The organism is Streptomyces sp. NBC_00190, from assembly GCF_036203305.1.
In the GTDB taxonomy this organism is placed as follows: domain Bacteria; phylum Actinomycetota; class Actinomycetes; order Streptomycetales; family Streptomycetaceae; genus Streptomyces.
The window spans coordinates 3,913,323-3,936,524 of sequence record NZ_CP108131.1 but is presented as its reverse complement, the minus strand read 5'-3'; the positions used below and the strand labels follow the sequence as shown (position 1 = coordinate 3,936,524).

Below are 23,202 nucleotides of genomic sequence, written 5' to 3'. Positions count from 1 at the left end.
CACCCGTGTGAGTGAGCGGCGCTCCGGGGAGGCTGGAGGGGTGGGGTCGGAGTTCTTTCTCCTGAAGTTCTTGCAAAGAAAGAAAGGTCGTGACGCACCGGGTCCCGTTCCATCGCGACCCGCTGACGCGACCGGCCCGCACGCATGTCCACGGCTTTGTCCAAGGCTGTCGAGACTGCCCCAACGCGAGTGACGGGTAGGGCGCGTTGAGGAGGTGGGCGCGCATGGGCGTGGACGGTGACGGTACGGAAGGACACAGCTGGTCCGTGGACCCCGAGGACGAGCAGGGCGCGGCGGTGGTCGCGGCGCTCGGCCGCCAGATGCGGGCGCGGCGCGAGGCGCTGGGGATGCGGGTCGGCGACCTGGCGGCGGCGATCCAGTACGGCGAGGCCCTGATCTACAAGGTCGAGGGCGGCAAGCGGATCGCCAAGCCGGAGTACTTGGACAAGGTGGACGACGCGCTGAAGGCCGGAGGCCTGATCCGGGCGATGGCGGAGGACCTGGGGCGGGTCCGGTACCCGAAGAAGGTCCGGGAGCTCGCGAAGATGGAGGCCCTGGCCGTCGAGGTCGGCGCCTTCACCATCCAGGGCCTGCATGGTCTCCTGCAGACCGAGGACTATGCGCGTGCGCTGTTCGAGATGAGGCAGCCCGCCTACTCGCGCGACGAAGTGGAGCGCGGAGTCGCCGGGCGCCTGGCCCGCAGGTCGATCTTCGGGCGGGTGCCTGCGCCGACGCTCGGGTTCGTCCAAGAAGAGGCCAGCCTTCGCCGTCCGATCGGGGGCACAATGGTCATGCGTGGACAGCTCGAACGACTATTGGAACTGATGGAGTTGCGGAACGTGACTCTTCAGGTTCTGCCAATGGACCGTGAGGCCCACGCGGGGATGGAAGGTCGGATCGAGCTGCTGAAGTTCGCTGACAGTACGGCGGTGGGACGCTCCGAAGGAGCATTCAACGGACGCCCTGTATCCGACTTGAAGCGGCTCCGGACCCTTGACCTGCGGTATGGCATGCTCCGGGCCCAGGCTCTGACGCCCTGGGAGTCGCGCGCCTTTATCGAGCAACTGCTGGGAGACACATGATCCACAAGGTCGAGCTGGACTGGTTCAAGAGCAGTTACAGCAGCAGCAGCGACATCAACGACTGCATCGAGGTGGCGGCCTGTCCCGAGGCCGTGCGCGTGCGGGACTCCAAGGTCCTCGACGGGCCCCAGCTCGCCCTCACCCCCCAGGCCTGGGCGGGCTTCGTCTCGTACGCACGCGAGGCCTAGGAGACTGGCGCCTGGCGGACGCTGTCAGGCCACGAGATCCAGGGGCATGACGCGAGAAGGCGGCTTTCTACGTGACCGACTCCGTCGGCTGGTTCTGACGAGTGGCACCACAACACGTGGGGGCGCGACCGGCCCGGGTTTCGCCCCGGGGGCATGCGGAGGATCGTGGGGAGTGGCCTGTAGCCATAGCCACGACGGGAGGCACACCATGCGCAAGGTCATGGACTGCAGGGAGTACCCCAGTGAGGTGGGGTGCACCCTGACCATCGCTGGTGAGGAAGACGAAGTCATGGGCGCGGCCGTCCAGCACGCCGTCGCCGTGCACGGTGAAGCGGACACGCCGGAGTTCCGCGACACGCTCCGCGGCCTGCTGAAGCCCGAGGTGCCCCAGCACACCTGACACATGACACCCCGCAGCGGCAGCCGCAGCGGCGAGCCGCTCAGATCGCCGGTACCGTCACCGCCGTCACCACCGGCGAGGCCATGGCCACGGTCCGGCTGGACGGCGGCCAGGACATCATCGCCGCCATCACGGAGGACGCCGTCGAGGCGCTCGGCCTGTCCGTCGGCTCCTCCGTGGTCGCGCTGATCAAGGCCACCGAGATCTCGCTCGTGACCGCATAGCGGCCGATGCGTATACCCGCGGCACTGGGGCGACCTGAGCCGCCGGCCGACCCGGACCCTCCGTGCTCTGGACCGGGCCCGCGCGCACCTGTCGGGTCCAGTGGCTCCCTGCTCACCGCAAGCGGCCGTACGGTCGCCCGTACGCCGTCCGCGCCCGCTCTCCCCGCCGGGCGGGCGGTGGCCGTACCCGGGCGCGAGGGGGTCTCGCTGGGCATCGAGGCCGAGAGCTCCCCGTACGACGCCTGGCGGCCGTACCTGCCGGACCCTGGCGGGCGCGGGGCTGGACGGTGGCGGCCGGGCTCCAATCGGTCTGTACGCGGCGCTGAAATCTTTTTTCGCGAGCCGGTCACACTCCCGTGGCGCGGCGGGTCATTGGAGTGAGACGCACGCAAGGGAATCCACCAGAGGAGCAGATCCCATGTCCACCACCGCTGTTGTCGTCACCCTCGTCGCCGCCTTCATGACCGGCTTCTCGGCGGTCTCGGTCTTCACCGGCGCCAAGTGGGTCGTCGAGCCCCTCGCCGCGTACGGCGTCCCGCGCACCTGGTGGACCTGGCTCGGCGCGGCCAAGGCCGCCGGAGCCGCAGGTCTGGTCGCGGGCCTCTTCGTCCCCGCCCTCGGCATCGCCGCCGCCATCGGCCTCGCCCTCTACTACACCGGGGCCGTCATCACCGTCGTCCGGGCCCGCTCGTACGCACACATCCCCTTCCCCCTCATCTACGCCGCCCCGGCCGTCGCCGCCCTCGCCCTCGGCTTCTGATCCATGCCCGGACCGTTCCCGCAACTCCCGAGGCCCGTTGGTGGGGTGAGTGTGGGCTGAACCGTTGACGCCTGCGCGAGGCACGCGCCTGCTCGCGACCGCGATCCCCACGATGACCGAGATGGCCCGAGCGGCTCCATCGCACATCGTTCGATCCGGTTCGGAGAAGGAGCGGCGCACATGAGTCCCGAGAACAGGAAAAGGTCAGCACTCGGCCCGCTACCGAGGCGGAGCGGCTGGCTGACCGGCGGAACCCTCGCTTCGCTTGCCTTGGTCATGGCGGGGATCGCCGGCCCGGCGCTCGCCACGGCCCAGAGCCTGCGGGCGGCCGGGACGGTCAACGCCGCGACCCCGACGGGCGGGGACCAATGCGAGGCGAAGCACACGAAGCCGGACCACGACCGGAGAGCGGCGGCCGAGGCCGGTCCGCGCGGTGGTGGCGGCGACGACTGCGATCGGGGCAAGCAGGGCCCGACGGGTCCGACGGGCCCCAGGGGCCCGAAGGGCGACACGGGTCCGGCGGGCGCGACCGGTGCGACGGGTGAGACGGGGGACACGGGTCAGACAGGTGCCACAGGTGCCACCGGGAACACCGGTCAGACCGGTGCGACGGGGGCGACGGGGAACACGGGTCAGACCGGCGCCACGGGAGCCACGGGGGACACGGGCCAGACCGGTCAGACCGGCGCCACAGGAGCCACGGGCGGCACCGGAGCCGCCGGCGCCACGGGTGCGACCGGCCCGTGCAACGCCGTCGACAGCTACATGCCCAGCAACACCGAGGCCTTCAGTGCCGCGCTCACCGACGGTCACGCGTATGGCGGCCGGGCGTCGGCTCCCGGTCTCTCGCCGGCCTGGCAGGACTTCTCCGACATCGAGGGCTACCCCCTCGGGGAGGCCTGCGGGATCTCCATCGAGGGATTCGCGAACAGGGCGTTCATCAAGGTACTGACGGTGGACGGCCGCGTGTACCAGCTCGCCCTCGACATCAGCGGCACCAACTTCGCCCCCGTCACCGGAGCGACCTGGACGGAACTCACGCCGGCCCCGGTCCCCGACTTCCGCCGCTCCAAGGGTGCCCACAAGGACGCCCACAAGGGCGCGTACAAGGACGAGCTCGCCCACTCGGGCCGCCCGGACCACTGAGACGCGATCAAGGAACGCAGAAGGCCCCGGCCGGTTTCCCGGTCGGGGCCTTCAAGTGCCGGGTGAGGCACTGGCGGAGGATACGAGATTCGAACTCGTGAGGGGTTGCCCCCAACACGCTTCCCACATGTTCGTACGGGGGTCCGGAGGAGGTCAGGGGCGTCCTGACCTGCGGCGGCGCGTTCGGTCCAGACCCGTCCGAGCAGTCTCGGATTGCCGTCGCTGGCAGACGGCGGCTGCCAGGCACAGCTGGCGGCGACTCGGCGGACGGGTCCCGTCAAAGCTCGGATTCGGGTCGTTTCCGACCCTCTCCAGGACCGCCCGGCCTAGGGTGGTCTTCAGGCATGAGCCCGTGACCACAGCGTGGAGGAGCCGATCATGAGCACTGCCCCGAATCTGCCGCTCCCGCCGCGCAGACCCGAGGAGTCCCATCCTCAGTCCCATCCGCTACGGACGATCCGGGAGATCCGGGAGTCCCTGCCCGAGCATCAGCTCGGGCACTTCGATGCCGAACTCGCCGACACCGACATCGATGCCTTGCCCAACATGCTTCACCGCTGGGCGACCCTGGGCAGCGACGGGTTCCTTGAGCGACTTACGGCGGCCCCGTTCGAGGGTCTGGAGTTCGGGCAGCGGTCCTATGACGATGCGGCGGACGGCGAGTGATCTATCTGCTCGACACCAATGTGGTCGCCGAGATCACCACCCGGCCGAAGCCTGCCCCGGCCGTCGTCGCCTGGGCTCGCTCGGTTCCGTCTCCTGCCCTCTACCTGAGCGTCATCACGGTCGCGGAGATCGAAGCAGGCATTGAGGGAACACCTGATCCGGTGCGGCGTACGGCTTTCGAGCGGGCGCTCACGGACATCCGCGATCAGTACCGTGACCGGATCGCCGCCGTCGGCGAGCGGGAGGCATTCGCCTACCTCGCTCTACCGGAGGCTCAAGAGTGCCGGAACCAGCATCGATCCTCCCGATGCGCTGATCGCCGCCACCGCCCTGGCAAACGGCTGGACGCTGGTGAGTCGCAACATCAAGCATCTGGCGCGATCAGGCGCACTCCTGCTGAACCCTTGGGAGTACGAGGGATAGGCCATCGAGGCCGGAACGCACGGAATGTCGGGCTGCGAGGCGCATAGATGAGACTCGAACTGAGACCACGGAACGCAGAAGGCCCCGGCCGGTTTCCCGGTCGGGGCCTTCAAGTGCCCGGTGAGGCACTGGCGGAGGATACGAGATTCGAACTCGTGAGGGGTTGCCCCCAACACGCTTTCCAAGCGTGCGCCCTAGGCCACTAGGCGAATCCTCCGCCGCAAACAATACAAGACGTTGAGGGGTGCTCGCGAACGTGATCGTCCGCGGGAGGCCGGGCCGGGGCCGGGCTCGATTCCAGGGGTGTCCATCCGCTAGGGTGGGCTCAGCCCCTCACGTGGCGCTATCTCACCCAACTCCCCCAGGGCCGGAAGGCAGCAAGGGTAAGTGGGCTCTGGCGGGTGCGTGGGGGGCGCTTTGCGTTCTGAGGGGCCGTGGTGGCGCCGGCGGGCCGCCGTTGTCGGCGGGCCCGGATAACCTCGTAGACGTGTCGTCCCTTGCGCTGTACCGCCGCTATCGCCCCGAGTCGTTCGCCGAGGTCATCGGGCAGGAGCATGTCACTGCCCCGCTGATGCAGGCCCTGCGGAACAACCGGGTCAATCACGCGTACCTGTTCAGCGGGCCGCGCGGGTGTGGAAAGACGACCAGCGCGCGCATCCTCGCCCGCTGCCTGAACTGTGAGCAGGGTCCCACCCCGACCCCGTGCGGGGAGTGCCAGTCCTGCCGTGACCTGGCCAGGAACGGGCCGGGGTCCATCGACGTCATCGAGATCGACGCCGCCTCCCACGGTGGTGTGGACGACGCCCGTGACCTGCGGGAGAAGGCCTTCTTCGGGCCCGCCTCCAGCCGCTACAAGATCTACATCATCGACGAGGCCCACATGGTCACCTCGGCGGGCTTCAACGCCCTGCTGAAGGTGGTCGAGGAGCCGCCGGAGCACCTCAAGTTCATCTTCGCCACCACGGAGCCGGAGAAGGTGATCGGGACCATCCGGTCCAGGACGCACCACTACCCCTTCCGGCTGGTTCCGCCCGGCACCCTGCGGGACTACCTGGGCGAGGTCTGCGGGCGCGAGGGCGCCAAGGTCGAGGACGGCGTGCTGCCGCTCGTCGTGCGCGCCGGTGCCGGGTCCGTGCGTGACTCGATGTCCGTGATGGACCAGCTGCTCGCCGGCGCCGCCGACGACGGTGTGACATACGCCATGGCCACCTCGTTGCTCGGGTACACCGAGGGGTCGCTGCTCGACTCCGTGATCGACGCCTTCGCCGCCGGTGACGGGGCCGCCGCCTTCGAGGTCGTCGACCGGGTCGTCGAGGGCGGGAACGACCCGCGCCGGTTCGTCGCAGACCTGCTGGAGCGGCTGCGCGACCTGGTGATCCTGGCCGCCGTGCCCGACGCCGCGGAGAAGGGGCTGATCGACGCCCCCACCGACGTCGTGGAGCGGATGCAGGCCCAGGCGTCCGTGTTCGGGGCCGCCGAGCTGTCGCGGGCCGCCGATCTCGTCAACACCGGCCTCACCGAGATGCGCGGCGCGACCTCGCCGCGGCTGCAGCTGGAGCTCATCTGCGCCCGCGTGCTGCTGCCCGCCGCCTTCGACGACGAGCGGTCCTTCCAAGCCCGGCTCGACCGGCTGGAGCGCGGCGGGGCCGCCGCCTTCGCCGCGCCGCCCGCCATGGGCTACGTCCCGGGGCCCGAGGCGCACGCCATGGCGCCCGCCGGTCCCGGCGGGGGCGTCGCCGCCGCGCGTGCCGCCGTACAGGCCCCCGCGCCGGTTCCGGCCGCCGCGCCGGTCGCAGCCCCCGAACCGGTACGGGCTCCCGCGCGGCCGGAGGCGCCGGTTCAGGCCGCTCCCGCCGAGGCCCCCGCCCCCGAGGCCCCCGCCCCCGCCCCCGCCGCCTCCGCTCCCGGGGCCTGGCCCGGAGCCGCACAGCCCGGCAGCGGCGCCCCCGGGGCCTGGCCGGGAGCCGCCGCCCCGGCCCCGGCCGCCCAGGCCCCCGCCACCCCCGCCGCCGGTGCCTGGCCGAGCGCGGCCGCCCCCGGCCAGGGAGTCCCGGCGGCGCCCGCCCCCGCCCAGCAGGCCCCGGCCGCCGCGGCTCCCGCCGCCGCGCCCTCCCCCGGCATGGCCGCCGGAGCCGGACAGGTCCAGGCGATGTGGCCCGGCGTCCTGGAGGCCGTCAAGAACCGCCGCCGCTTCACCTGGATCCTGCTCAGCCAGAACGCCCAGGTCACCGGCTTCGACGGAACCACCCTCCAGCTCGGCTTCCCCAACGTCGGCGCCCGCGACAACTTCGCGAGCAGTGGCAGCGAGGACGTGCTCAAGGCGGTCCTGGCCGAGCAGTTCCAGGTCAACTGGAAGATCGACGCCGTCGTCGGCGGCGGCTCGCCCGCCCCGCTCCAGACGTCCTCGTACGCCGCACCGGCCGCGCCCGCCCCGGCCTACAGCCCGCCGCCCCAGGCGCCGTCCGCCCCCGCCCCGCAGCAGCCGCAGTACCAGCAGCAGCCGCCCCAGCAGGCGGCCTCCGCCCCGCAGCCCCCCGTACAGCAGGCGCCCCCGGTCGCCCCCGAGGACGACTTCGCGGAGGAGGACGATCCCGACCTCGTCGAGAGCGCCCTGACCGGACACGACCTCATCGTGCGCGAGCTCGGAGCCACCGTTGTGGAGGAATACACGAATGAGTAGTCCCGCCCAGTTGGGTGGCCGCACGAAACCGGCCGCGCCGTCCGGGCTAGTCTGAGCAGCGTGAAGGTCCTCGTCATCGGCGGCGGCGCCCGCGAACACGCCCTGTGCCGCTCTCTGTCCCTCGACCCCGACGTCTCCGCGCTGTACTGCGCTCCCGGCAACGCCGGCATCGCCGAGGTGGCCGAGCTCCGCCCGGTCGACGCCCTCGACGGCGACGCCGTCACCGCTCTCGCCACCGAACTCGGCGCCGACCTGGTCGTCGTCGGCCCGGAGGCCCCGCTGGTCGCCGGGGTCGGCGACGCCGTGCGCGCCGCCGGCATCCCCGTCTTCGGCCCGTCCGGCGAGGCGGCCCAGCTGGAGGGCTCCAAGGCCTTCGCCAAGGACGTGATGGCCGCGGCCGGGGTCCCGACCGCGCGCAGCTACGTGTGCACCACCCCGGAAGAGGTGGACGCCGCCCTCGACGCCTTCGGCGCCCCGTACGTCGTCAAGGACGACGGCCTCGCGGCCGGCAAGGGCGTCGTGGTCACCGAGGACCGCGCCGCGGCCCGCGCCCACGCCCTCGCCTGCGACCGGGTGGTCATCGAGGAGTACCTCGACGGTCCCGAGGTCTCGCTCTTCGCCATCACCGACGGCGTCACCGTCGTCCCGCTCCAGCCCGCGCAGGACTTCAAGCGGGCCCTGGACGGCGACGAGGGCCCCAACACCGGCGGCATGGGCGCGTACTCCCCGCTGCCCTGGGCCGACCCCAAGCTGGTCGACGAGGTCATGGAGCTGGTCCTCCAGCCGACCGTGGACGAGCTGCGCCGCCGCGGCACCCCCTTCTCCGGGCTGCTCTACGCGGGCCTCGCCATCACCAGCCGCGGGACCCGGGTGATCGAGTTCAACGCCCGCTTCGGCGACCCGGAGACCCAGGTGGTCCTGGCCCGGCTGCGCACCCCGCTCGCGAGCGTGCTGCTGAACGCCGCCAACGGCACCCTGGACGCCGAGCCGCCGCTGAGCTGGCGCGAGGACGCGGCCGTCACGGTGGTCATCGCCTCGTACAACTACCCCGAGACCCCGCGCACCGGCGACGTGATCGAGGGCCTGGCCGACGTGGCCGCCGAGGACGGACCCGACGCGTACGTGCTGCACGCCGGGACCCGGCGCGAGGGCGACGCGGTCGTCAGCGCGGGCGGCCGCGTGCTGTCGGTGACGGCGACCGGTTCCGATCTGGCGCAGGCCCGCGAGAAGGCGTACAAGGCGGTGGCGCGGATCCGGCTGGACGGCTCGCAGCACCGCACGGACATCGCCGCCAAGGCGGCCGAAGGACGCTGACCAGCGACTCCGCAGATCCGCGGGCCCGGTGCGCACGAGGTGCTGCCCGGGCCCGCGGGCGTGTCCGTGCGTGAGTGCCTCGATCCCTGTTCGAACGCACCCAGCTTTACCCAAAGCCATTCCATCGGGTGATCGTCACCCGGTCCGCCTGACGGCCGGGCGTACCCCAACTAGGGTGCGGCGCAAGCATTCCGGCACTTGGCCCACCGGCATTGCGATGTCAGTGGCGGGTGTCACAGTGGGGGAGTGAGCAAAGCCGCCGCAGGGCAGAGGGGGTGAGGTCCGGCCGTGTCCGGAACCGGTTCGATCATGGAAGCGGGCGTGCCGTCCGCGCGGTCCCGCGCCCTGGCCGTGCTGCGCGTGCGCAGCAGAGCCCTGGCCGTCGGGCTGCTGCCCGCCGCCCTCGCGGTGGTGCTGGTGGCCGCCCGGATGACGGGCCGGCTGGCCGGTGACCCCTGGCCCGCGGTGACCCTCGCCGTGTGCGCGGTCGCCGCGCTGGTGCTGCTGGTCGGCGGGATCTTCGCCGCCGTGGTGCTGCGGGCCGGCCCCGCCGTGACGCCGACGGTGCCCGTTCCCGAGGCCGCCGCCCCCGATCTCTACCGGCTGGTGCGGGAGCTGGCCGACCGGATGGACGTACCGCCGCCCTCCGCGATAGCCCTGACGCCGGACTGCGACAGCTGGCTGGAGGACCGCACCCACGCGGCCCACCGCCGCGGCGCCGCGCGCACGTCCGCCGGCATAGCCGGACCTGCCGGTCCGGAGTCCGAGCCCGGCGCGGCTCCCGTGCTGGTGATCGGCTCGCCCTTCCTGTGGTGGATGCGGGTCGCGGAACTGCGGGCGGTCCTCGCGCCGGTCGTCGCGGGTACGGGACCTTCCGCGCATCCGGACATAGCCGACGCGCGCGGCTTCGTGCGCGGCCTGGACGCCGCCGTGGACGTGGGCGGCAGGCCCGGCCTCGGCTGGATCGCCGGGCCCGCACGGCTGCTGCTGCGGCTGTGCCGGGTGGATGCCGCCGAGATGGAGCGCGGGGTGGCCGTGGCCGCCTCGGAGCGCGCACAGGGTGTGGATTACGGGCTGCGCATCGTCGCCCAGGAGCAGGTCGGTCTGGCCTACGCGGGCTGGGACCGGCTGCTGACCCGGGTCGCGCTGCCCGCCTGGCGGATGGGCCGCTGGCCGGCGCATCTCGACGCCGGGGTGGTCTCCGCGCTGACCGAGCTGTCGCGGCGGGACCGGCTGGCCGAGGGGTTCACCTCGCGGCTCGGTGAGCGCCCCGCCTGTGACCTGCTGGAACAGCCCGGCGTGGTCGACGAGGCGGCCTCGCTGCTGGCCGCGCGGCTCTTCCACGGCGGTCCGGCCGAGGCCGGACCGGACTGGTCCCCGGTGGACTGGACGGCGTATCCGGAAGAGGTCGTGGACCGCAAGTGGCGTACGGAGGCGGCCCGGCTGCACGCGGCGCTGGACTCCCTCGCCGCCCCGGCGGGACTGCCGGTCGGCGCCGCCGGTTCGGGCGCCGCGGCCGGACCCACGCTGGAGCGGGTGCTGGGCTATCTCACCGACCGGGCCGGCGAGGGCGCCGCCGGGGAGGCACTGGCCGGACGGCTCAGCGGCGACCTGGCCCGCGAGGAGCGGGCCGCCGGTCCGTCCGCCGGGGCCGGGAAGGCCCGCGGAGCGGACGCCGTACCGCTGTTCCCGCTCCAGCCGCCGCGCAGCGGCCGGGACCTGCTGGCCGACCACGTCACGGCGATGGTGTGCTGCGCCGCCGTCGACTCCGCCGGGGCCTCGCCCGGCCTGGACTGGCTCGACGGCCCGATCCTGCTGATCGGCGGTGACCGCCGGTCCGACCTCGCGCCGCGCGTGCTGTGCCTGGTCGAGGACGGGGACCCGGATCCCCTGCGCGACTGGCTCGCCGACCTCGGCGTCCGCCCGGAGAAGCCCGTCCGCCTGGTCTGAGGGCCCCGCCCCGGAGCGTTACGGATCGCACAGGTAACCGGATCTCAGTGTTCCGATCCCGTCAATTCGCGACGAACGGTAACGGACTGCATGCGTTATGTGATGTGCTGGCCCGATGCACGCCCGTTCGGGGGAGCGAGGGAGGGGAACGTCATGGGAGCGGACCAGATCCGGCGTTGGGAGTCAGGTGCGCTCGCGCACGCGGTGAATGACCCCTTCGGGCAGGGCCCCCTGCCCTGGTTCCGCGGCAGCGAGCTCTACTTCGACGACACCGGCCAGGTCGTGCCCTGGTACGTGGACCCGGCCGCCGCGGCCGCCGGTACCGGCCAGATCCCCCGCGCACGTGGCACCGGCGGCCCCCGTACGGCCGACGACGTGCACCGCCAGATCAAGGGCTTCTCCTCCACCGGCGCCGTGGCCCCCGGTGAGGCCATCGACTTCCACGTCACCGTCGACCCGCCCCAGCAGTTCTCGGTCGACGTCTACCGCATCGGCCACTACGGCGGCGACGGCGCCTCAAAGATCACCACGAGTCCCCGTCTCTCCGGCATCGTGCAGCCGACCCCCCTCGCCGCCGACCGCACCGTCTCCTGCCACCACTGGTGGCTGTCCTGGCGCCTGCAGGTCCCGTCGTACTGGAGCGTCGGCGCGTACGTGGCCGTCCTCACCACCGCCGACGGCTACCGCTCCCACATCCCCTTCACGGTCCGCGACGACCAGCCCGCCGACCTCCTGCTGCTGCTCCCCGACATCACCTGGCAGGCGTACAACCTCTACCCGGAGGACGGCCGCACCGGGGCCAGCCTCTACCACGCGTGGGACGAGGAGGGCCGGCTGCTCGGAGAGCAGGACGCGGCCATCACCGTCTCCTTCGACCGCCCCTACGCGGGCGCGGGCCTGCCCCTGCACGTCGGCCACGCCTACGACTTCATCCGCTGGGCCGAGCGCTACGGCTACGACCTCGCCTACGCCGACACCCGCGACCTGCACGCCGGCCGCGTCGACCCGACCCGCTACCGCGGCCTGGTCTTCCCCGGCCACGACGAGTACTGGTCCGCCCCCATGCGCCGCACCGTCGAGCGCGCCCGCGACCACGGCACCTCGCTCGTCTTCCTTTCCGCCAACACCATGTACTGGCAGGTCGAGCTCGGCCCCTCGGCCTCAGGGGTCGACGACCGGCTCCTCACGTGCCGAAAACGCCGCGGTCCCGGCCGCCCCAGCCTGTGGCGCGAGGTCGACCGCCCGGAACAGCAGCTGCTCGGCATCCAGTACGCCGGGCGGGTCCCCGAGCCCGCGCCCCTGATCGTCCGCAATGCCACGCACTGGCTCTGGGACTCCACCGGCGCCGGCGAGAACGACGAGCTGCCCGGCCTGGTCGCGGGCGAGGCCGACCGGTACTTCCCGCGCACCCAGCTCCCCGAGCACCAGGACCGGATCCTGCTCGCGCACTCCCCGTACCTCGACAGCGAGAACCACCGCCGCCACCAGGAGACCTCGCTCTACCGGGCGCCCAGCGGCGCGCTGGTCTTCGCGTCCGGCACCTTCGCCTGGTCCCCGGCGCTCGACCGCCCCGGCCACGTCGACGAGCGCGTCCAGCGGGCCACCGCCAACCTCCTCGACCGGATCTGCAAGAGGGACTAACCGCCGCCGGGGATGGACACCCCCTGGACGGGGCAGACGACGCGGTACGGGAGAATGGGTTTGCGCTCGTACAGACCTACAGGGAGACCCCGTGTCCGGATTCGTCGAAAAGCCCGAGCCGGTTCAGGTGCCCGGCCTCGTCCACCTCCACACCGGCAAGGTGCGCGATCTCTACCGCGACGGCGACGGCAACCTCGTCATGGTCGCCAGCGACCGCATGTCCGCCTACGACTGGGTGCTTCCCACCGAGATCCCGGACAAGGGCCGCGTCCTGACCCAGCTCTCCCTCTGGTGGTTCGACCAGCTGAGGGACATCGTGCCGAACCACGTCATCGGCACCGACCTGCCCGAAGGCGCCCCCGCCGACTGGGCCGGCCGCACCCTGATCTGCCAGAACCTCGACATGGTCCCGGTCGAGTGCGTGGCCCGCGGCTACCTGACCGGTTCCGGCCTCGTCGAGTACGACCAGACCCGCACGGTCTGCGGTCTCGCCCTCCCCGAGGGCCTCGTGGACGGCTCCGAGCTGCCCGCCCCGATCTTCACCCCGGCCGCCAAGGCCGAGGTCGGCGAGCACGACGAGAACATCTCGTACGAGGAGGTCGCGCGCACCACCGGCGTCGAGACGGCGGCCCTGCTGCGCCAGACCACCCTCGCCGTGTACAGCCGGGCCCGGGACATCGCCCGCGAGCGCGGGATCATCCTGGCCGACACCAAGTTCGAGTTCGGCTTCGACAAGGACGGCACCCTCGTCGCCGGCGACGAGGTGCTGACCCCGGACTCCTCCCGCTTCTGGCCGGCCGACCAGTGGAAGCCGGGCCGCGCGCAGCCCTCCTTCGACAAGCAGTTCGTCCGCAACTGGCTGACCTCCCCGGCGTCCGGCTGGGACCGCAAGGGCGAACTTCCGCCGCCGGCCCTCCCGCGGGAGGTCGCCGAGCAGACCAGCGCCAAGTACATCGAGGCGTACGAGCGGCTCACCGGCCTCACCTGGGCCTGAGACACGAAGAAGCCCCCGGTCGAGGACCGGGGGCTTCTTCCTTACAGAGCGGACAACGCGACTCGAACGCGCGACATCCACCTTGGCAAGGTGGTGCTCTACCAACTGAGCTATGTCCGCAGGCGCCGTAAGGCGAGACCTACTATACCCAACCTCGCTCCCGTGCGAGACGCACTGCCGTGTGCCGGTTCTCAGCGCCCAGCTTCGACGCCGCCGAGGACAGGTAGTTCCGTACGGTCCCCTGCGACAGCGAGGCCCGCTCGGCGATCTCCGCGACGGGCGCCCCGTCCGCCGCGAGTTCCAGCACCTCCGCCTCCCGCGCGGTCAGCGGCGAGTCCCCCGCGCTGATCGCGTCGGCCGCCAACTCCGGGTCCACGTAACGCCCTCCGGCGTGCACGGTCCGGATCAGCTCGGCCAGCCGCTGCGCCGAGACGGTCTTCGGAGCGAAGGCCCGCACCCCCGCCGCCAGGGCCCGCTTCAGGTGGCCGGGACGGCCGTGACTCGTCACGATCATGGTCTTGCAGCCGGGGAGTTCGGCCCGCAGCGATGTGGCCACACTCACACCATCGGCGCCGGGCATCTGCAGGTCCAGCACCGCCACGTCCGGCCGGTGCGCCCGTGCCATGGCGAGAGCCTCGGGCCCGGAGGCCGCCTGGGCGACGACCAGCAGGTCGTCCTCCAGGGCCAGCAGGGCGGCCAGCGCCCCGCGGATCAGGTGCTCGTCGTCGGCGAGCAGTACGCGTACGGGGCTCACGCCCGCACCTCCAGTCGTTGCACGTGTCCGCCGGGTATCTCGGCGCACAGCCGGAAGCGGCCGCCGGCCGCCGGTCCCGCCTGCAGGGTTCCGTCCACCACCGCGAGCCGCTCCCGCAGCCCGGCCAGCCCCGAGCCGGGCGGCCCGGCGGGCGTCTCGGGGGCTCCGTCGTTCTCCACCACCAGGGTCACCGGACCCGCCTGCGGCGCCGTCAGCCGGATCACGCAACTGTGCGCGTCCCCGTGCCGCAGGACGTTCGTGGTCGCCTCGCGCACCACCCAGCCGAGCGCCGACTGGACCTCGGGCGGCAGCTCGTGTCCGGCCGCCTCGAAGTCGACCCTGCAGTCCATTCCGGCCGCCCGCAGCACCCCGCGCGCGCCCTCCAGCTCCACGGCGAGGTCCGCCTCCCGGTAGCCGCGCACGACGTCGCGCACCTCCCGCTGGGACTCCTGGGCGATCCGCTGCACCTCGATCATCTGGTCCACCGCCTCCGGCCGTTCGCGCCGCGCCAGCTGGACCGCCAGCTCGCTCTTGAGCGCGATCACCGCCAGGTTCCGGCCCATCACGTCGTGCAGGTCCCGGCCGAAGCGCAGCCGCTCCTCGGCGACCGCGAGGCGCGCCTGGATCTCGCGGGACCGGTCCAGTTCGTAGACCGTCTTCAGCAGCCATGCGCTGAATCCGCAGGTGGTGCTGAAGAGCAGATTGCCGAGCAGTACGGCGACCGCGTAGCCCAGAGCCTCCCCCGGCGCCAGGCCCAGCGCGAGCACGGCCACGGCCGTACCGGCGGCCACGGCCGGGGCGACGCACCAGATGAGCTTCACCGACCGCAGGGACAGGACCAGCGAGCCGGTGGCGAAGCAGGTGAGCCCCGAGACGAGCGACGGCGCCACGGCCGGGTCGAGTCTGCCGGTCGCGCGCAGCGCGAGGACGCCGAGCGTGGCCGTGCCCGACGCGAGGGCCAGGGCCGCCGCGAGCCGGGTGGGGCGTTCGCGTCGGCCCACCACCCAGTGCAGGGCCCTGGAGGAGTGCACTCCGCACAGCACCGCGTGGGTGCACGCCATCAGGGAGAGCGACACCGGCAGCAGCGGCGAGGTGACCTCGGCGACGCCGGCCAGCGGGGCCAGCCCGATCCCCAGGAGCTCCATGACCACGAAGAAGTGGAACGACCAGCGCGTGTACAGCTCGACCTTCCCGGCGGTGGTGCGGTTCTTCCACCACCCCTTCAGCTTCGGCATGTCGCCCGTCCCCCCGGATCTTTTTCCTGCCCGCCGCGCGGTTCCCGGCGGAACCACCGCGGATCAGCAAACACGGTGATCATGATTCGGGCCAGTGCGGTGAGCGCGGTCCGGCGGCGCACCGGCAGGGCGGGCCCGGCTCGTCCGAGCGCGCGAGCCAGTCGAGGAAGGCCTCCTCCAGGGAGCCGGACCGGGCGTCGATCCCCTCCAGTTCCACACCGGAGTCGTGCGCCCAGCGCAGCAGCTCGGTCAGGGCCGCCTGGAGGTGTCCGGTACGGATCTCCACGCGCTGCCCGTACGCCGCCGCGCGCAGCGTCAGCGGCAGGCTGCCGGCCGGCACCCCGGCGGGCAGCGTGAAGCGGATCCGGGCGGGCCGGTCGGCCGCGGTGTCGGTCATGACCCCAGCCTCGCGGCGCCCGGACGGGCCCGGCAGTGCGCGCCGTCACGATCCCCGATGACATTTGTCAGGGAAGGGCCGAACCCGCAAAAGCCGGGGAGAACCGGGGGAACACGAAGAAGGCCCCGGTCGTAATGACCGGGGCCTTCTCCTTATGGAGCGGACGACGCGACTCGAACGCGCGACATCCACCTTGGCAAGGTGGTGCTCTACCAACTGAGCTACGTCCGCATGTACTACGTGCACTGCCTTGGCAATGCGTGCATCACTCTACCTGATCCACGGTGGTGGTCGGTAAACCGATGCAGAGCGGGTGACAGGAATCGCACACTGCGCCTTCCCCCTGGAAGGGGGACGTTCTACTACTGAACTACACCCGCACGACCTTCGGGGCTCTGACCTGCGGCCTGGCCCCTCGGCGTGATCCACACACTAGCTGACGCAGGGGGGTGGATGGCAAATCGGCCCTCAGTGAGCAGCGTTGTAGGCCTCGTAGATCTTCTTGGGGATGCGGCCGCGGGGCGGGACCTCGTACTGGTTGGACCGGGCCCAGGCCCGCACGACCGCCGGGTCCGGTGCGATGGACGTGTGCTTGAAGGCCTTCCCCGAACGCGACTGGCGGCGGCCGGCGGCCACGAACGGCTCCAGGCCCTTCCGCAGTTTCTTTGCGTTGGCCGCATTGAGGTCGATCTCGTACGACTTACCGTCCAGAGCGAACACGACCGTTTCCGCCGCTTCTCCGCCATCGATGTCGTCGGAGAGCGTGACTACTACGCGCTGCGCCACGGATATCGGTCCCTTCGTGCGACGCCGCCACCTGCTGACGTGCGGCGTTGTCGCCTGTGTGGATGTTTCGGAGCAATGTATCTTTCCGCCCCCGTTGTGAAGCGGCGAAATGCTGTCTCTCGGGGTGATTCCTTTGTACCCCGATTCTCATTGCATTGCGAAGCCCAGTTAATTCTCTCCGCGTGTCCCGCCGCAATCCCGGACGCGTGTTTTTCCTGGTGATTTTGCGAAGCGTTGGTGAAGCCAAACCGGTCGGTGATCACACCCTGGAGATATCTACCCGCGTAGAAATTTGGGCCGGGTACGCTGATGGAACCGCCTTCGCACCAACCACACACGGGAGTGCCCGATGGCACGCGTCGTAGTCGACGTCATGCTCAAGCCGGAGATCCTCGACCCCCAGGGCCAGGCGGTGCAGCGTGCACTGCCGCGCCTGGGCTTCGATGGAATCGCCGACGTCCGCCAGGGGAAGCGCTTCGAACTGGAAGTGGAGGGACCGGTCGACCAGGCCGCCCTCGACCGCATCCACAAGATGGCCGAAACGTTCCTCGCCAACACCGTCATCGAAGACTTCACCGTGAAGGTCGAGGCCTGACCGTGACCACTCGCATCGGAGTCGTCACGTTCCCCGGAACGCTCGACGACCGTGACTCGCTGCGCGCCATGCGCCTCGCGGGGGCCGAGCCGGTTTCGCTCTGGCACCGCGACAAGGACCTGCACCAGGTCGACGCGGTCGTCCTCGCGGGCGGCTTCTCCTACGGGGACTACCTGCGCGCCGGGGCCATCTCCCGCTTCTCGCCGGTGATGGAGACCATCATCGAGCAGGCCAAGGCGGGCATGCCCGTCCTCGGCATCTGCAACGGCTTCCAGGTCCTCACCGAGGCCCACCTGCTGCCGGGGGCGATGCTCCGCAACAACCACCTGCACTTCATCTGCCGCGACCAGAAGCTGCGGGTGGAGAACGCGGAGACCGCGTGGACCGGCGACTACACCGCCGGCCAGGAGATCTCCGTCCCGCTCAAGAACATGGACGGCCGCTACGTCGCCGACGAGCACACGCTCGACGAACTGGAGGCCGAAGGCCGCGTGGCCTTCCGTTACCTCGACGTGAACCCGAACGGTTCGCTGCGCGACATCGCCGGCATCACCAACGCCGCAGGCAACGTCGTCGGCCTCATGCCCCACCCCGAGCACGCGGTCGAGCCGCTGATCGGGACGGGCCGCACCGACGGCCTCCCGTTCTTCACGTCGGTCCTGAAGAAGCTGGTCAACGCATGAGCCTGGACACCGTCAAGCACGCCACGGACACCCCGGACGCCGCGCAGCCCTGGAAGGAGCTCGGCCTCAAGGAGGACGAGTACGCGCGCATCCGGGAGATCCTCGGCCGCCGCCCCACGGGCGCCGAGCTCGCCATGTACTCGGTCATGTGGTCCGAGCACTGCTCGTACAAGAGCAGCAAGGTCCACCTGAAGCAGTTCGGCGAGAAGGTCCCGCAGAACGACGCCATGCTCGTCGGCATCGGCGAGAACGCCGGCGTCGTCGACGTCGGCCAGGGTTACGCGGTCACCTTCAAGGTCGAGTCGCACAACCACCCCTCGTACATCGAGCCCTACCAGGGCGCGGCCACCGGAATCGGCGGCATCGTCCGCGACATCCTGGCCATGGGCGCCCGCCCGGTCGCCGTCGTGGACCCGCTGCGCTTCGGCGCGGCCGACCACCCCGACACCAAGCGCGTCCTGCCGGGCGTCGTCGCGGGCATCGGCGGCTACGGCAACTGCCTCGGCCTGCCGAACATCGGCGGCGAGGTCGTCTTCGACGCCTGCTACCAGGGCAACCCGCTCGTCAACGCCGGCTGCATCGGCGTGATGAAGCACGAGGACATCCACCTCGCCAAGGCCTCCGGCCCCGGCAACAAGGTCATCCTCTACGGCGCCCGCACGGGCGGCGACGGCATCGGCGGCGTCTCGGTCCTCGCGTCCGAGACCTTCGACGACACCAAGCCCACCAAGCGCCCCGCCGTCCAGGTCGGCGACCCCTTCCAGGAGAAGCTCCTCATCGAGTGCACCCTGGAGATCTTCAAGGAGAAGCTGGTCGCGGGCATCCAGGACCTCGGCGGCGCCGGGCTCTCCTGCGCCACGTCCGAGCTGGCCTCCGCCGGTTCCGGCGGCATGCGCGTCGAGCTCGACACCGTCCCGCTGCGCGACGCGACGCTCTCGCCCGAGGAAATCCTCATGAGCGAGTCGCAGGAGCGCATGTGCGCGATCGTCGAGCCGCAGTACGTCGACCGCTTCATGGAGATCTGCGAGAAGTGGGACGTCATCGCCACCGTCATCGGTGAGGTGACCGACGGCGAGCGCCTGGAGATCTTCTGGCACGGCGAGCAGATCGTGGACGTGCCCCCGGGCACCGTCGCCCACGAGGGCCCGGTCTACAACCGCCCGTACGCCCGCCCGTCCTGGCAGGACGCGCTCCAGGCGGACGACGCCGGCAGCCTTCCGCGCCCGGCGACCTCCGCCGAGCTGCGCGCGCAGGTCCTCGCCCTGGTCTCCTCCCCGAACCAGGCGTCGAAGTCCTGGGTCACCGACCAGTACGACCGCTTCGTGCAGGGCAACACCGTCCTGTCGCAGCCCGAGGACGCGGGCATGGTCCGCATCGACGAGGAGTCCAACCTCGGCGTCGCCATGGCCACGGACGGCAACGGCCGCTTCGCCAAGCTCGACCCGTACACGGGCGCGCAGCTGGCGCTGGCCGAGGCCTACCGCAACGTCGCCGCGACCGGCGCCAAGCCGCTGGCCATCTCCGACTGCCTGAACTTCGGCTCCCCCGAGGACCCGGACGTCATGTGGCAGTTCGCCGAGGCCACCCGGGGCCTCGCGGACGGCTGCCTGGAGCTGGGCACCCCGGTGACCGGCGGCAACGTCTCGCTCTACAACCAGACGGGCGACACCGCCATCCACCCGACCCCGGTCGTGGCGGTCCTCGGTGTGATCGACGACGTCAACCGCCGTACGCCGATGGCGTTCGCCGAGGCCGGCCAGCTGCTGTACCTGCTGGGCGACACGGCCGAGGAGTTCGGCGGCTCGGCCTGGTCCCAGGTCGTCCACGACCACCTCGGCGGCATGCCGCCCAAGGTGGACCTGGGCCGCGAGAAGCTGCTGGGCGAGATCCTGATCTCGGCGTCCCGCGACGGCATGGTCGACGCGGCGCACGACCTGTCCGACGGCGGCGTCATCCAGGCGCTCACCGAGTCCTGCCTCAAGGGCGGCAACGGCGCGCGGATCGTGGTCCCCGAGAACCTGGACGCCTTCACCTTCCTGTTCTCCGAGTCCGCGGGCCGCGCCATCGTGTCCGTCCCGCGCAGCGAGGAGCTCCGCTTCACCGACATGTGCGGCGCGCGGGGCCTGCCCGCCACCCGCATCGGTGTGGTGGACGGCGAGGAGATCGAGATCCAGGGCGAGTTCACGATTCCGCTCGCAGAGCTGCGCACCGCTCACGAGGCGACGATCCCGGCGCTGCTCGCCTGATCCCGCCTTTTGCGTACGAGGCCCCGTCCACGGGTGTGGGCGGGGCCTCGGCGTCGCTCGCGCCCGGTTGGTACGGTCGAGCCGTCGTATGCGCGAGGGGGAAGCGGCATGGTCTTCGAACCGCCCGAGCCGGGAGCGGCGGCCACCCGGCTCCTGCCGGACCGGGGGCGTCGGCGCAACCGGATCAACGCTCTGGTGCTGACCGCCGCGCTGGCGGGCATCGCCCTCGGCGGCTGGGTCCTCAAGGGTGAGTACGACGCCTGGCGGGACCGGGGGCTCATCGACAAGGCCTGCGCCGGCCTGGCGGATCCGCGTACGGTCATGCGGCTGGACGGCGGGGTCGACGCCGTGGGACTCGACGGGGGCCGGCCCGGGCGCAGTGCGCAGGCCGTGGGCATCGCGCACATCTGCGTGCTCGACACCCCGCGGGAACGGGACGGCGAGGAGCGCGACGAGGAGTACTTCTCCCTCACGGTCCGCGAACTCCCCCACCGGTACCCCTTCCACCTCATCGGGGACGGCGACCGGCCCTTCCCCCACCGCGGCCGCGAGGAGGGCGAGGACGTCACCGCCCGGACCGACCTCCCCAGTCGGCACCCGCTGGGTGACGGGACCCTGGGCGACTACGGGCGGCAGACCGTCACCGTCACGGCCCGCTGCGAGAACTCCTCCGTGCTGGTCTCCGCAGCCGCCGGCTTCGAGGAGGTGAGCGGCGCCGACCGCCAGCTGCTCGCACGGATCGCCCGGCAGGGGGCGCTCCGCGCGGCGGCCCGCCGCGGCTGTGAGCCGGCGCTCCCCGGCCTGCCGGAGCGGATGCCCGAGGCCACGGCCGACCTCGGACCGGCCGGAGCGGGGCAGGGCACCTGCGCCTGGTACGCCGAGTTCCTGCGCGGCGCGGACCGGGGGAGGCTGCCGGACCGCTCCGTGGGAGCGCCCGTGGCCGCGCACACCCGGGGCGAGTCGTGCACGCTGGCCGTGAGCCCGGCGGAGACGAAGCGGATCTTCGAGGGGCTGACCGAGCAGGAGCGCGCGGGCGCCCCCGAGCTGAGCCGTGTCCTGGACCGGTCCCCCTGGTGGATCCGCACGCAGACCTACTTCGGCGACGAGGCGCAGGGCACGTACGTCGGCTCGCTCGCCGACAGGTTCTCGGTCACCGAGCGCAAGGCCGGCCGGCAGGGCGGCGTCCTGTACGGATCCGCGGACTGCCAGGGCCGCCCGGCCGCCTTCACCCTGAACGTGGACGCCGAGTACCAGCACCTGCTGGAGCCGAGCCTGACCGAGCTGTTCAAGGCCTACGCCACCGATGCCGCCGCGCGCCGCGGCTGCACGGGGCTGACGCTGCCCGGATAGGGTCGCCGCATGCCGCCCGGGAAGAAGAAGCAGCGTACGTACGACCCCGCGAAGATCCGTGCGGCTGTCATCGCGCAGTTCGCACATGTCGCCGACGCCGTGCGCGAGTTGACGCCTGAGCAGCTGGCGCGCCCCAGCGGGCTCGGCGACTGGAGCGTCGCCGATCTGGCCGCGCACATCGCGTGGATCGCCGACTCGCTGGCCGCCGGCCTGGCCCGACCGCCGGCGGCCGTGCCGGAGCTGACGGCCGTCGAATGGCCCTCCGCCACCGCCTCCCTCGCCGGGAAGATCGCCGAGGCGGCCAAGGAGACCCTCGAGGGCGGCCCGCTGCCCGAGCTGTACGAGCACGTCGGCGCCCGCATGGCCGGGGCGCTGGCCGCGAACCCCGGCAGCCGGGTGCTGGACCTGTGGATCGGGGACATGACCCTGGCCGACTTCCTGGTCACGCGGACCGTCGAGCTGGTGGTGCACGCCGACGACCTGGGCCGGGCCGCCGGGGTGGACATCCCGATCGAGCGGCAGGCCCTGGCCGCCTGCACCCGGCTGCTCGCCGACGCCCTCGCGCTCAAGGCCCCGGGCGGCTCGGTGGAGGTGCGGATCCCGCCGTTCGCGGTGGTCCAGTGCATCGAGGGGCCCCGCCACACCCGCGGCACCCCGCCCAACGTGGTGGAGACGGACCCGCTGACCTGGATGCGGCTGGCCACCGGGCGTACCGACTGGGCCGCGGCCCTGGAGGACGCGCAGGTCAGGGCCAGTGGGGAGCGGGCCGACCTGTCGGCGCTGCTGCCGCTGATGACCTGAGGGTGGAACCGTACGCCGGCCCGGCCCGTCCCAGGTCCATGCGTACCCTCAGGCACCTCACGACCGGGACGGCCCTCGCCCTCGCCCTCGCCCTCGGTCTCGGCCTCGCCCTCACCGGCTGCGGGCGCTCCGAGGAGAGCGGGAGCATCGCCGCGCTCCCCGATCCCCAGGGCCACTGGGCGGTCGAGTCGCTGACCACCGGCGGCCGCACCCTGCACGCGCCCGCGACCGCGCGCGTCGAGATCGGCCAGAACAGGGCCGGCGGCAACTACGGCTGCAACGGCTTCTCGGCGGAGCTCGCTTTCGCCGGGACCTCCGCCGTGACCGTCACGCCCGGTGGCTCGACGCTCAAGCTCTGCACAGAGAACATGGAGTTCGAGACGGAGTTCGCCAAGCTCTTCACGGGCCGGCTGACCATCCACCGGGCGCCCGACCGGCTCACCCTGAAGACCGCCGACGGGAGCACCATCGCCATGACCCCGGAGCCCCCGCAGGCGAACGCCCCCCTGACCGCGACGCTGTGGACGGTCGACGCGCTGGTCAGCGGAGAGACTGTCTCCTCCGTCCCCGCCGAGGTGGCCGGCAAGGCGCACTTCACCCTCGCCGCCGACGGCACCGCGAGCGGCAGCCTCGGCTGCAACCGGTTCAGCGCCAAGGTCACCGTCGAGGGGTCCACGCTCACCTTCGGGCCGGTCACCTCCACCCGCATGGCCTGCGAGGGCCCGGCGGGCGAGGTCGAGCGGGCGCTGACCGGGCTGTTCGGCAGCGGCCCGCTCACCTGGAAGATCCAGGGCCAGGCACTGACCCTCACCGCCCCCGACGGCAAGGGCCTGACCGCGAGGGCGGCCTCGGCCGCCGAGTGACCCACACGCGGCGGTCATGACAAA

At 71.9% G+C, this 23,202-nt stretch carries 22 protein-coding genes, 4 tRNA genes, 1 other RNA gene and 1 pseudogene; 20 read left to right on the top strand and 8 right to left on the bottom strand.

What is annotated here, in order from left to right; translation table 11 throughout:
* Positions 1-224 precede the first annotated feature (224 nt).
* The 8 genes from OG429_RS18900 to OG429_RS18865 all read left to right on the top strand — a co-directional run bounded on the left by OG429_RS18900 (position 225) and on the right by OG429_RS18865 (position 4,936).
* Entirely contained in the window at positions 225-1,082 is an 858-nt protein-coding gene (locus OG429_RS18900; RefSeq protein ID WP_328926474.1) for a helix-turn-helix domain-containing protein, read from the top strand.
* Positions 1,079-1,270, top strand: coding sequence for a DUF397 domain-containing protein (locus tag OG429_RS18895; RefSeq protein WP_328926473.1), 192 nt, complete (start codon positions 1,079-1,081; stop codon positions 1,268-1,270). The genes OG429_RS18900 and OG429_RS18895 overlap by 4 nt, the downstream gene beginning before the upstream one ends.
* 208 nt (positions 1,271-1,478) lie before the next feature.
* Positions 1,479-1,670 (top strand): DUF1059 domain-containing protein, encoded by a 192-nt coding sequence (locus tag OG429_RS18890; RefSeq protein WP_328926472.1) that lies wholly within the window; start codon positions 1,479-1,481, stop codon positions 1,668-1,670.
* On the top strand, positions 1,667-1,894 hold the full coding sequence (locus OG429_RS18885; RefSeq protein ID WP_328930339.1) for a TOBE domain-containing protein: 228 nt from the start codon (positions 1,667-1,669) through the stop codon (positions 1,892-1,894). The genes OG429_RS18890 and OG429_RS18885 overlap by 4 nt, the downstream gene beginning before the upstream one ends.
* Positions 1,895-2,312: 418 nt before the next feature.
* The gene (locus OG429_RS18880; protein ID WP_328926471.1) at positions 2,313-2,654 is read left to right on the top strand and encodes a DoxX family protein; all 342 of its coding nucleotides are present in this window, start codon (positions 2,313-2,315) and stop codon (positions 2,652-2,654) included.
* Between the two features lie 276 nt (positions 2,655-2,930).
* Complete coding sequence (locus OG429_RS18875; protein WP_328926470.1) at positions 2,931-3,800, top strand: hypothetical protein; 870 nt, start codon at positions 2,931-2,933, stop codon at positions 3,798-3,800.
* A 378-nt stretch (positions 3,801-4,178) separates the two neighbouring features.
* Positions 4,179-4,466: a hypothetical protein gene (locus tag OG429_RS18870; RefSeq protein ID WP_328926469.1), complete on the top strand. Its 288-nt coding sequence runs from the start codon at positions 4,179-4,181 to the stop codon at positions 4,464-4,466.
* Positions 4,463-4,936, top strand: coding sequence for a PIN domain-containing protein (locus tag OG429_RS18865; RefSeq protein ID WP_328926468.1), 474 nt, complete (start codon positions 4,463-4,465; stop codon positions 4,934-4,936). Before OG429_RS18870 ends, OG429_RS18865 begins: the two co-directional genes overlap by 4 nt.
* A gap of 82 nt (positions 4,937-5,018) precedes the next feature.
* Here OG429_RS18865 and OG429_RS18860 read toward each other — a convergent pair.
* A tRNA-Ser gene (locus OG429_RS18860) sits at positions 5,019-5,106 on the bottom strand.
* Between the two features lie 107 nt (positions 5,107-5,213).
* Between OG429_RS18860 and ffs the strand changes: the two genes are divergently transcribed.
* The 6 genes from ffs to OG429_RS18830 all read left to right on the top strand — a co-directional run bounded on the left by ffs (position 5,214) and on the right by OG429_RS18830 (position 13,468).
* An RNA gene (gene ffs / locus OG429_RS18855) (signal recognition particle sRNA small type) lies at positions 5,214-5,312 on the top strand.
* Positions 5,313-5,376: 64 nt separating this feature from the next.
* Positions 5,377-7,569, top strand: a complete 2,193-nt coding sequence (locus tag OG429_RS18850; RefSeq protein ID WP_328926467.1) for a DNA polymerase III subunit gamma and tau — start codon at positions 5,377-5,379, stop codon at positions 7,567-7,569.
* Between the two features lie 60 nt (positions 7,570-7,629).
* A complete protein-coding gene (purD, locus tag OG429_RS18845) occupies positions 7,630-8,883 on the top strand; it encodes a phosphoribosylamine--glycine ligase (RefSeq protein ID WP_328926466.1) in 1,254 nt (417 codons plus the stop codon).
* Positions 8,884-9,171: 288 nt separating this feature from the next.
* Positions 9,172-10,833: a hypothetical protein gene (locus OG429_RS18840; RefSeq protein ID WP_405679532.1), complete on the top strand. Its 1,662-nt coding sequence runs from the start codon at positions 9,172-9,174 to the stop codon at positions 10,831-10,833.
* Positions 10,834-10,986: 153 nt separating this feature from the next.
* Positions 10,987-12,474, top strand: coding sequence for a N,N-dimethylformamidase beta subunit family domain-containing protein (locus OG429_RS18835; RefSeq protein ID WP_328926465.1), 1,488 nt, complete (start codon positions 10,987-10,989; stop codon positions 12,472-12,474).
* 91 nt (positions 12,475-12,565) lie between these two features.
* On the top strand, positions 12,566-13,468 hold the full coding sequence (locus OG429_RS18830; RefSeq protein ID WP_328926464.1) for a phosphoribosylaminoimidazolesuccinocarboxamide synthase: 903 nt from the start codon (positions 12,566-12,568) through the stop codon (positions 13,466-13,468).
* A 47-nt stretch (positions 13,469-13,515) separates the two neighbouring features.
* On the opposite strand, the gene OG429_RS18825 is transcribed toward OG429_RS18830, so the two are convergent.
* From OG429_RS18825 to OG429_RS18795, 7 genes and pseudogenes are all read right to left on the bottom strand, one after another.
* A tRNA-Gly gene (locus tag OG429_RS18825) sits at positions 13,516-13,588 on the bottom strand.
* Positions 13,589-13,610: 22 nt separating this feature from the next.
* Entirely contained in the window at positions 13,611-14,222 is a 612-nt protein-coding gene (locus OG429_RS18820) for a response regulator transcription factor (protein WP_328926463.1), read from the bottom strand.
* On the bottom strand, positions 14,219-15,457 hold the full coding sequence (locus OG429_RS18815) for a sensor histidine kinase (protein ID WP_328926462.1): 1,239 nt from the start codon (positions 15,455-15,457) through the stop codon (positions 14,219-14,221). The genes OG429_RS18820 and OG429_RS18815 overlap by 4 nt, the downstream gene beginning before the upstream one ends.
* 79 nt (positions 15,458-15,536) lie before the next feature.
* A pseudogene (locus OG429_RS18810) lies at positions 15,537-15,839 on the bottom strand (ABC transporter ATP-binding protein); the annotation flags it as partial.
* Positions 15,840-16,009: 170 nt separating this feature from the next.
* Positions 16,010-16,085 (bottom strand) — tRNA-Gly (locus tag OG429_RS18805).
* Positions 16,086-16,162: 77 nt separating this feature from the next.
* Positions 16,163-16,234, bottom strand: a tRNA-Gly gene (locus OG429_RS18800).
* 88 nt (positions 16,235-16,322) lie between these two features.
* Complete coding sequence (locus tag OG429_RS18795) at positions 16,323-16,640, bottom strand: histone-like nucleoid-structuring protein Lsr2 (RefSeq protein WP_328926461.1); 318 nt, start codon at positions 16,638-16,640, stop codon at positions 16,323-16,325.
* A 349-nt stretch (positions 16,641-16,989) separates the two neighbouring features.
* On the opposite strand from OG429_RS18795, the gene purS reads away from it, so the two are divergent.
* From purS to OG429_RS18765, 6 genes are all read left to right on the top strand, one after another.
* Positions 16,990-17,235, top strand: coding sequence for a phosphoribosylformylglycinamidine synthase subunit PurS (purS, locus tag OG429_RS18790; RefSeq protein ID WP_042801325.1), 246 nt, complete (start codon positions 16,990-16,992; stop codon positions 17,233-17,235).
* Between the two features lie 2 nt (positions 17,236-17,237).
* Positions 17,238-17,918 carry a phosphoribosylformylglycinamidine synthase subunit PurQ gene (purQ, locus tag OG429_RS18785; protein ID WP_328926460.1) on the top strand — a complete coding sequence of 227 codons (681 nt, stop codon included), beginning with the start codon at positions 17,238-17,240 and terminating at the stop codon, positions 17,916-17,918.
* Positions 17,915-20,164: a phosphoribosylformylglycinamidine synthase subunit PurL gene (gene purL, locus OG429_RS18780; RefSeq protein WP_328926459.1), complete on the top strand. Its 2,250-nt coding sequence runs from the start codon at positions 17,915-17,917 to the stop codon at positions 20,162-20,164. Before purQ ends, purL begins: the two co-directional genes overlap by 4 nt.
* 108 nt (positions 20,165-20,272) lie before the next feature.
* Positions 20,273-21,514: a hypothetical protein gene (locus OG429_RS18775; RefSeq protein ID WP_328926458.1), complete on the top strand. Its 1,242-nt coding sequence runs from the start codon at positions 20,273-20,275 to the stop codon at positions 21,512-21,514.
* A gap of 9 nt (positions 21,515-21,523) precedes the next feature.
* The gene (locus OG429_RS18770; protein ID WP_328926457.1) at positions 21,524-22,315 is read left to right on the top strand and encodes a maleylpyruvate isomerase family mycothiol-dependent enzyme; all 792 of its coding nucleotides are present in this window, start codon (positions 21,524-21,526) and stop codon (positions 22,313-22,315) included.
* A gap of 38 nt (positions 22,316-22,353) precedes the next feature.
* Complete coding sequence (locus tag OG429_RS18765) at positions 22,354-23,178, top strand: META domain-containing protein (RefSeq protein ID WP_328926456.1); 825 nt, start codon at positions 22,354-22,356, stop codon at positions 23,176-23,178.
* The last annotated feature ends 24 nt before the right edge of the window (positions 23,179-23,202 follow it).

Excerpts from the sequence above, each read along its gene's own strand:
- OG429_RS18900 (WP_328926474.1), top strand. The coding sequence starts at position 225 with ATGGGCGTGGACGGTGACGGTACGGAAGGACACAGCTGGTCCGTGGAC.
- OG429_RS18895 (WP_328926473.1), top strand. The coding sequence starts at position 1,079 with ATGATCCACAAGGTCGAGCTGGACTGGTTCAAGAGCAGTTACAGCAGC.
- OG429_RS18890 (WP_328926472.1), top strand. The coding sequence starts at position 1,479 with ATGCGCAAGGTCATGGACTGCAGGGAGTACCCCAGTGAGGTGGGGTGC.
- OG429_RS18880 (WP_328926471.1), top strand. The coding sequence starts at position 2,313 with ATGTCCACCACCGCTGTTGTCGTCACCCTCGTCGCCGCCTTCATGACC.
- OG429_RS18875 (WP_328926470.1), top strand. The coding sequence starts at position 2,931 with ATGGCGGGGATCGCCGGCCCGGCGCTCGCCACGGCCCAGAGCCTGCGG.
- OG429_RS18870 (WP_328926469.1), top strand. The coding sequence starts at position 4,179 with ATGAGCACTGCCCCGAATCTGCCGCTCCCGCCGCGCAGACCCGAGGAG.
- OG429_RS18835 (WP_328926465.1), top strand. The coding sequence starts at position 10,987 with ATGGGAGCGGACCAGATCCGGCGTTGGGAGTCAGGTGCGCTCGCGCAC.
- OG429_RS18815 (WP_328926462.1), bottom strand. The coding sequence starts at position 15,457 with ATGCCGAAGCTGAAGGGGTGGTGGAAGAACCGCACCACCGCCGGGAAG.
- purS (WP_042801325.1), top strand. The coding sequence starts at position 16,990 with ATGGCACGCGTCGTAGTCGACGTCATGCTCAAGCCGGAGATCCTCGAC.
- purL (WP_328926459.1), top strand. The coding sequence starts at position 17,915 with ATGAGCCTGGACACCGTCAAGCACGCCACGGACACCCCGGACGCCGCG.
- OG429_RS18775 (WP_328926458.1), top strand. The coding sequence starts at position 20,273 with ATGGTCTTCGAACCGCCCGAGCCGGGAGCGGCGGCCACCCGGCTCCTG.
- OG429_RS18770 (WP_328926457.1), top strand. The coding sequence starts at position 21,524 with ATGCCGCCCGGGAAGAAGAAGCAGCGTACGTACGACCCCGCGAAGATC.
- OG429_RS18765 (WP_328926456.1), top strand. The coding sequence starts at position 22,354 with ATGCGTACCCTCAGGCACCTCACGACCGGGACGGCCCTCGCCCTCGCC.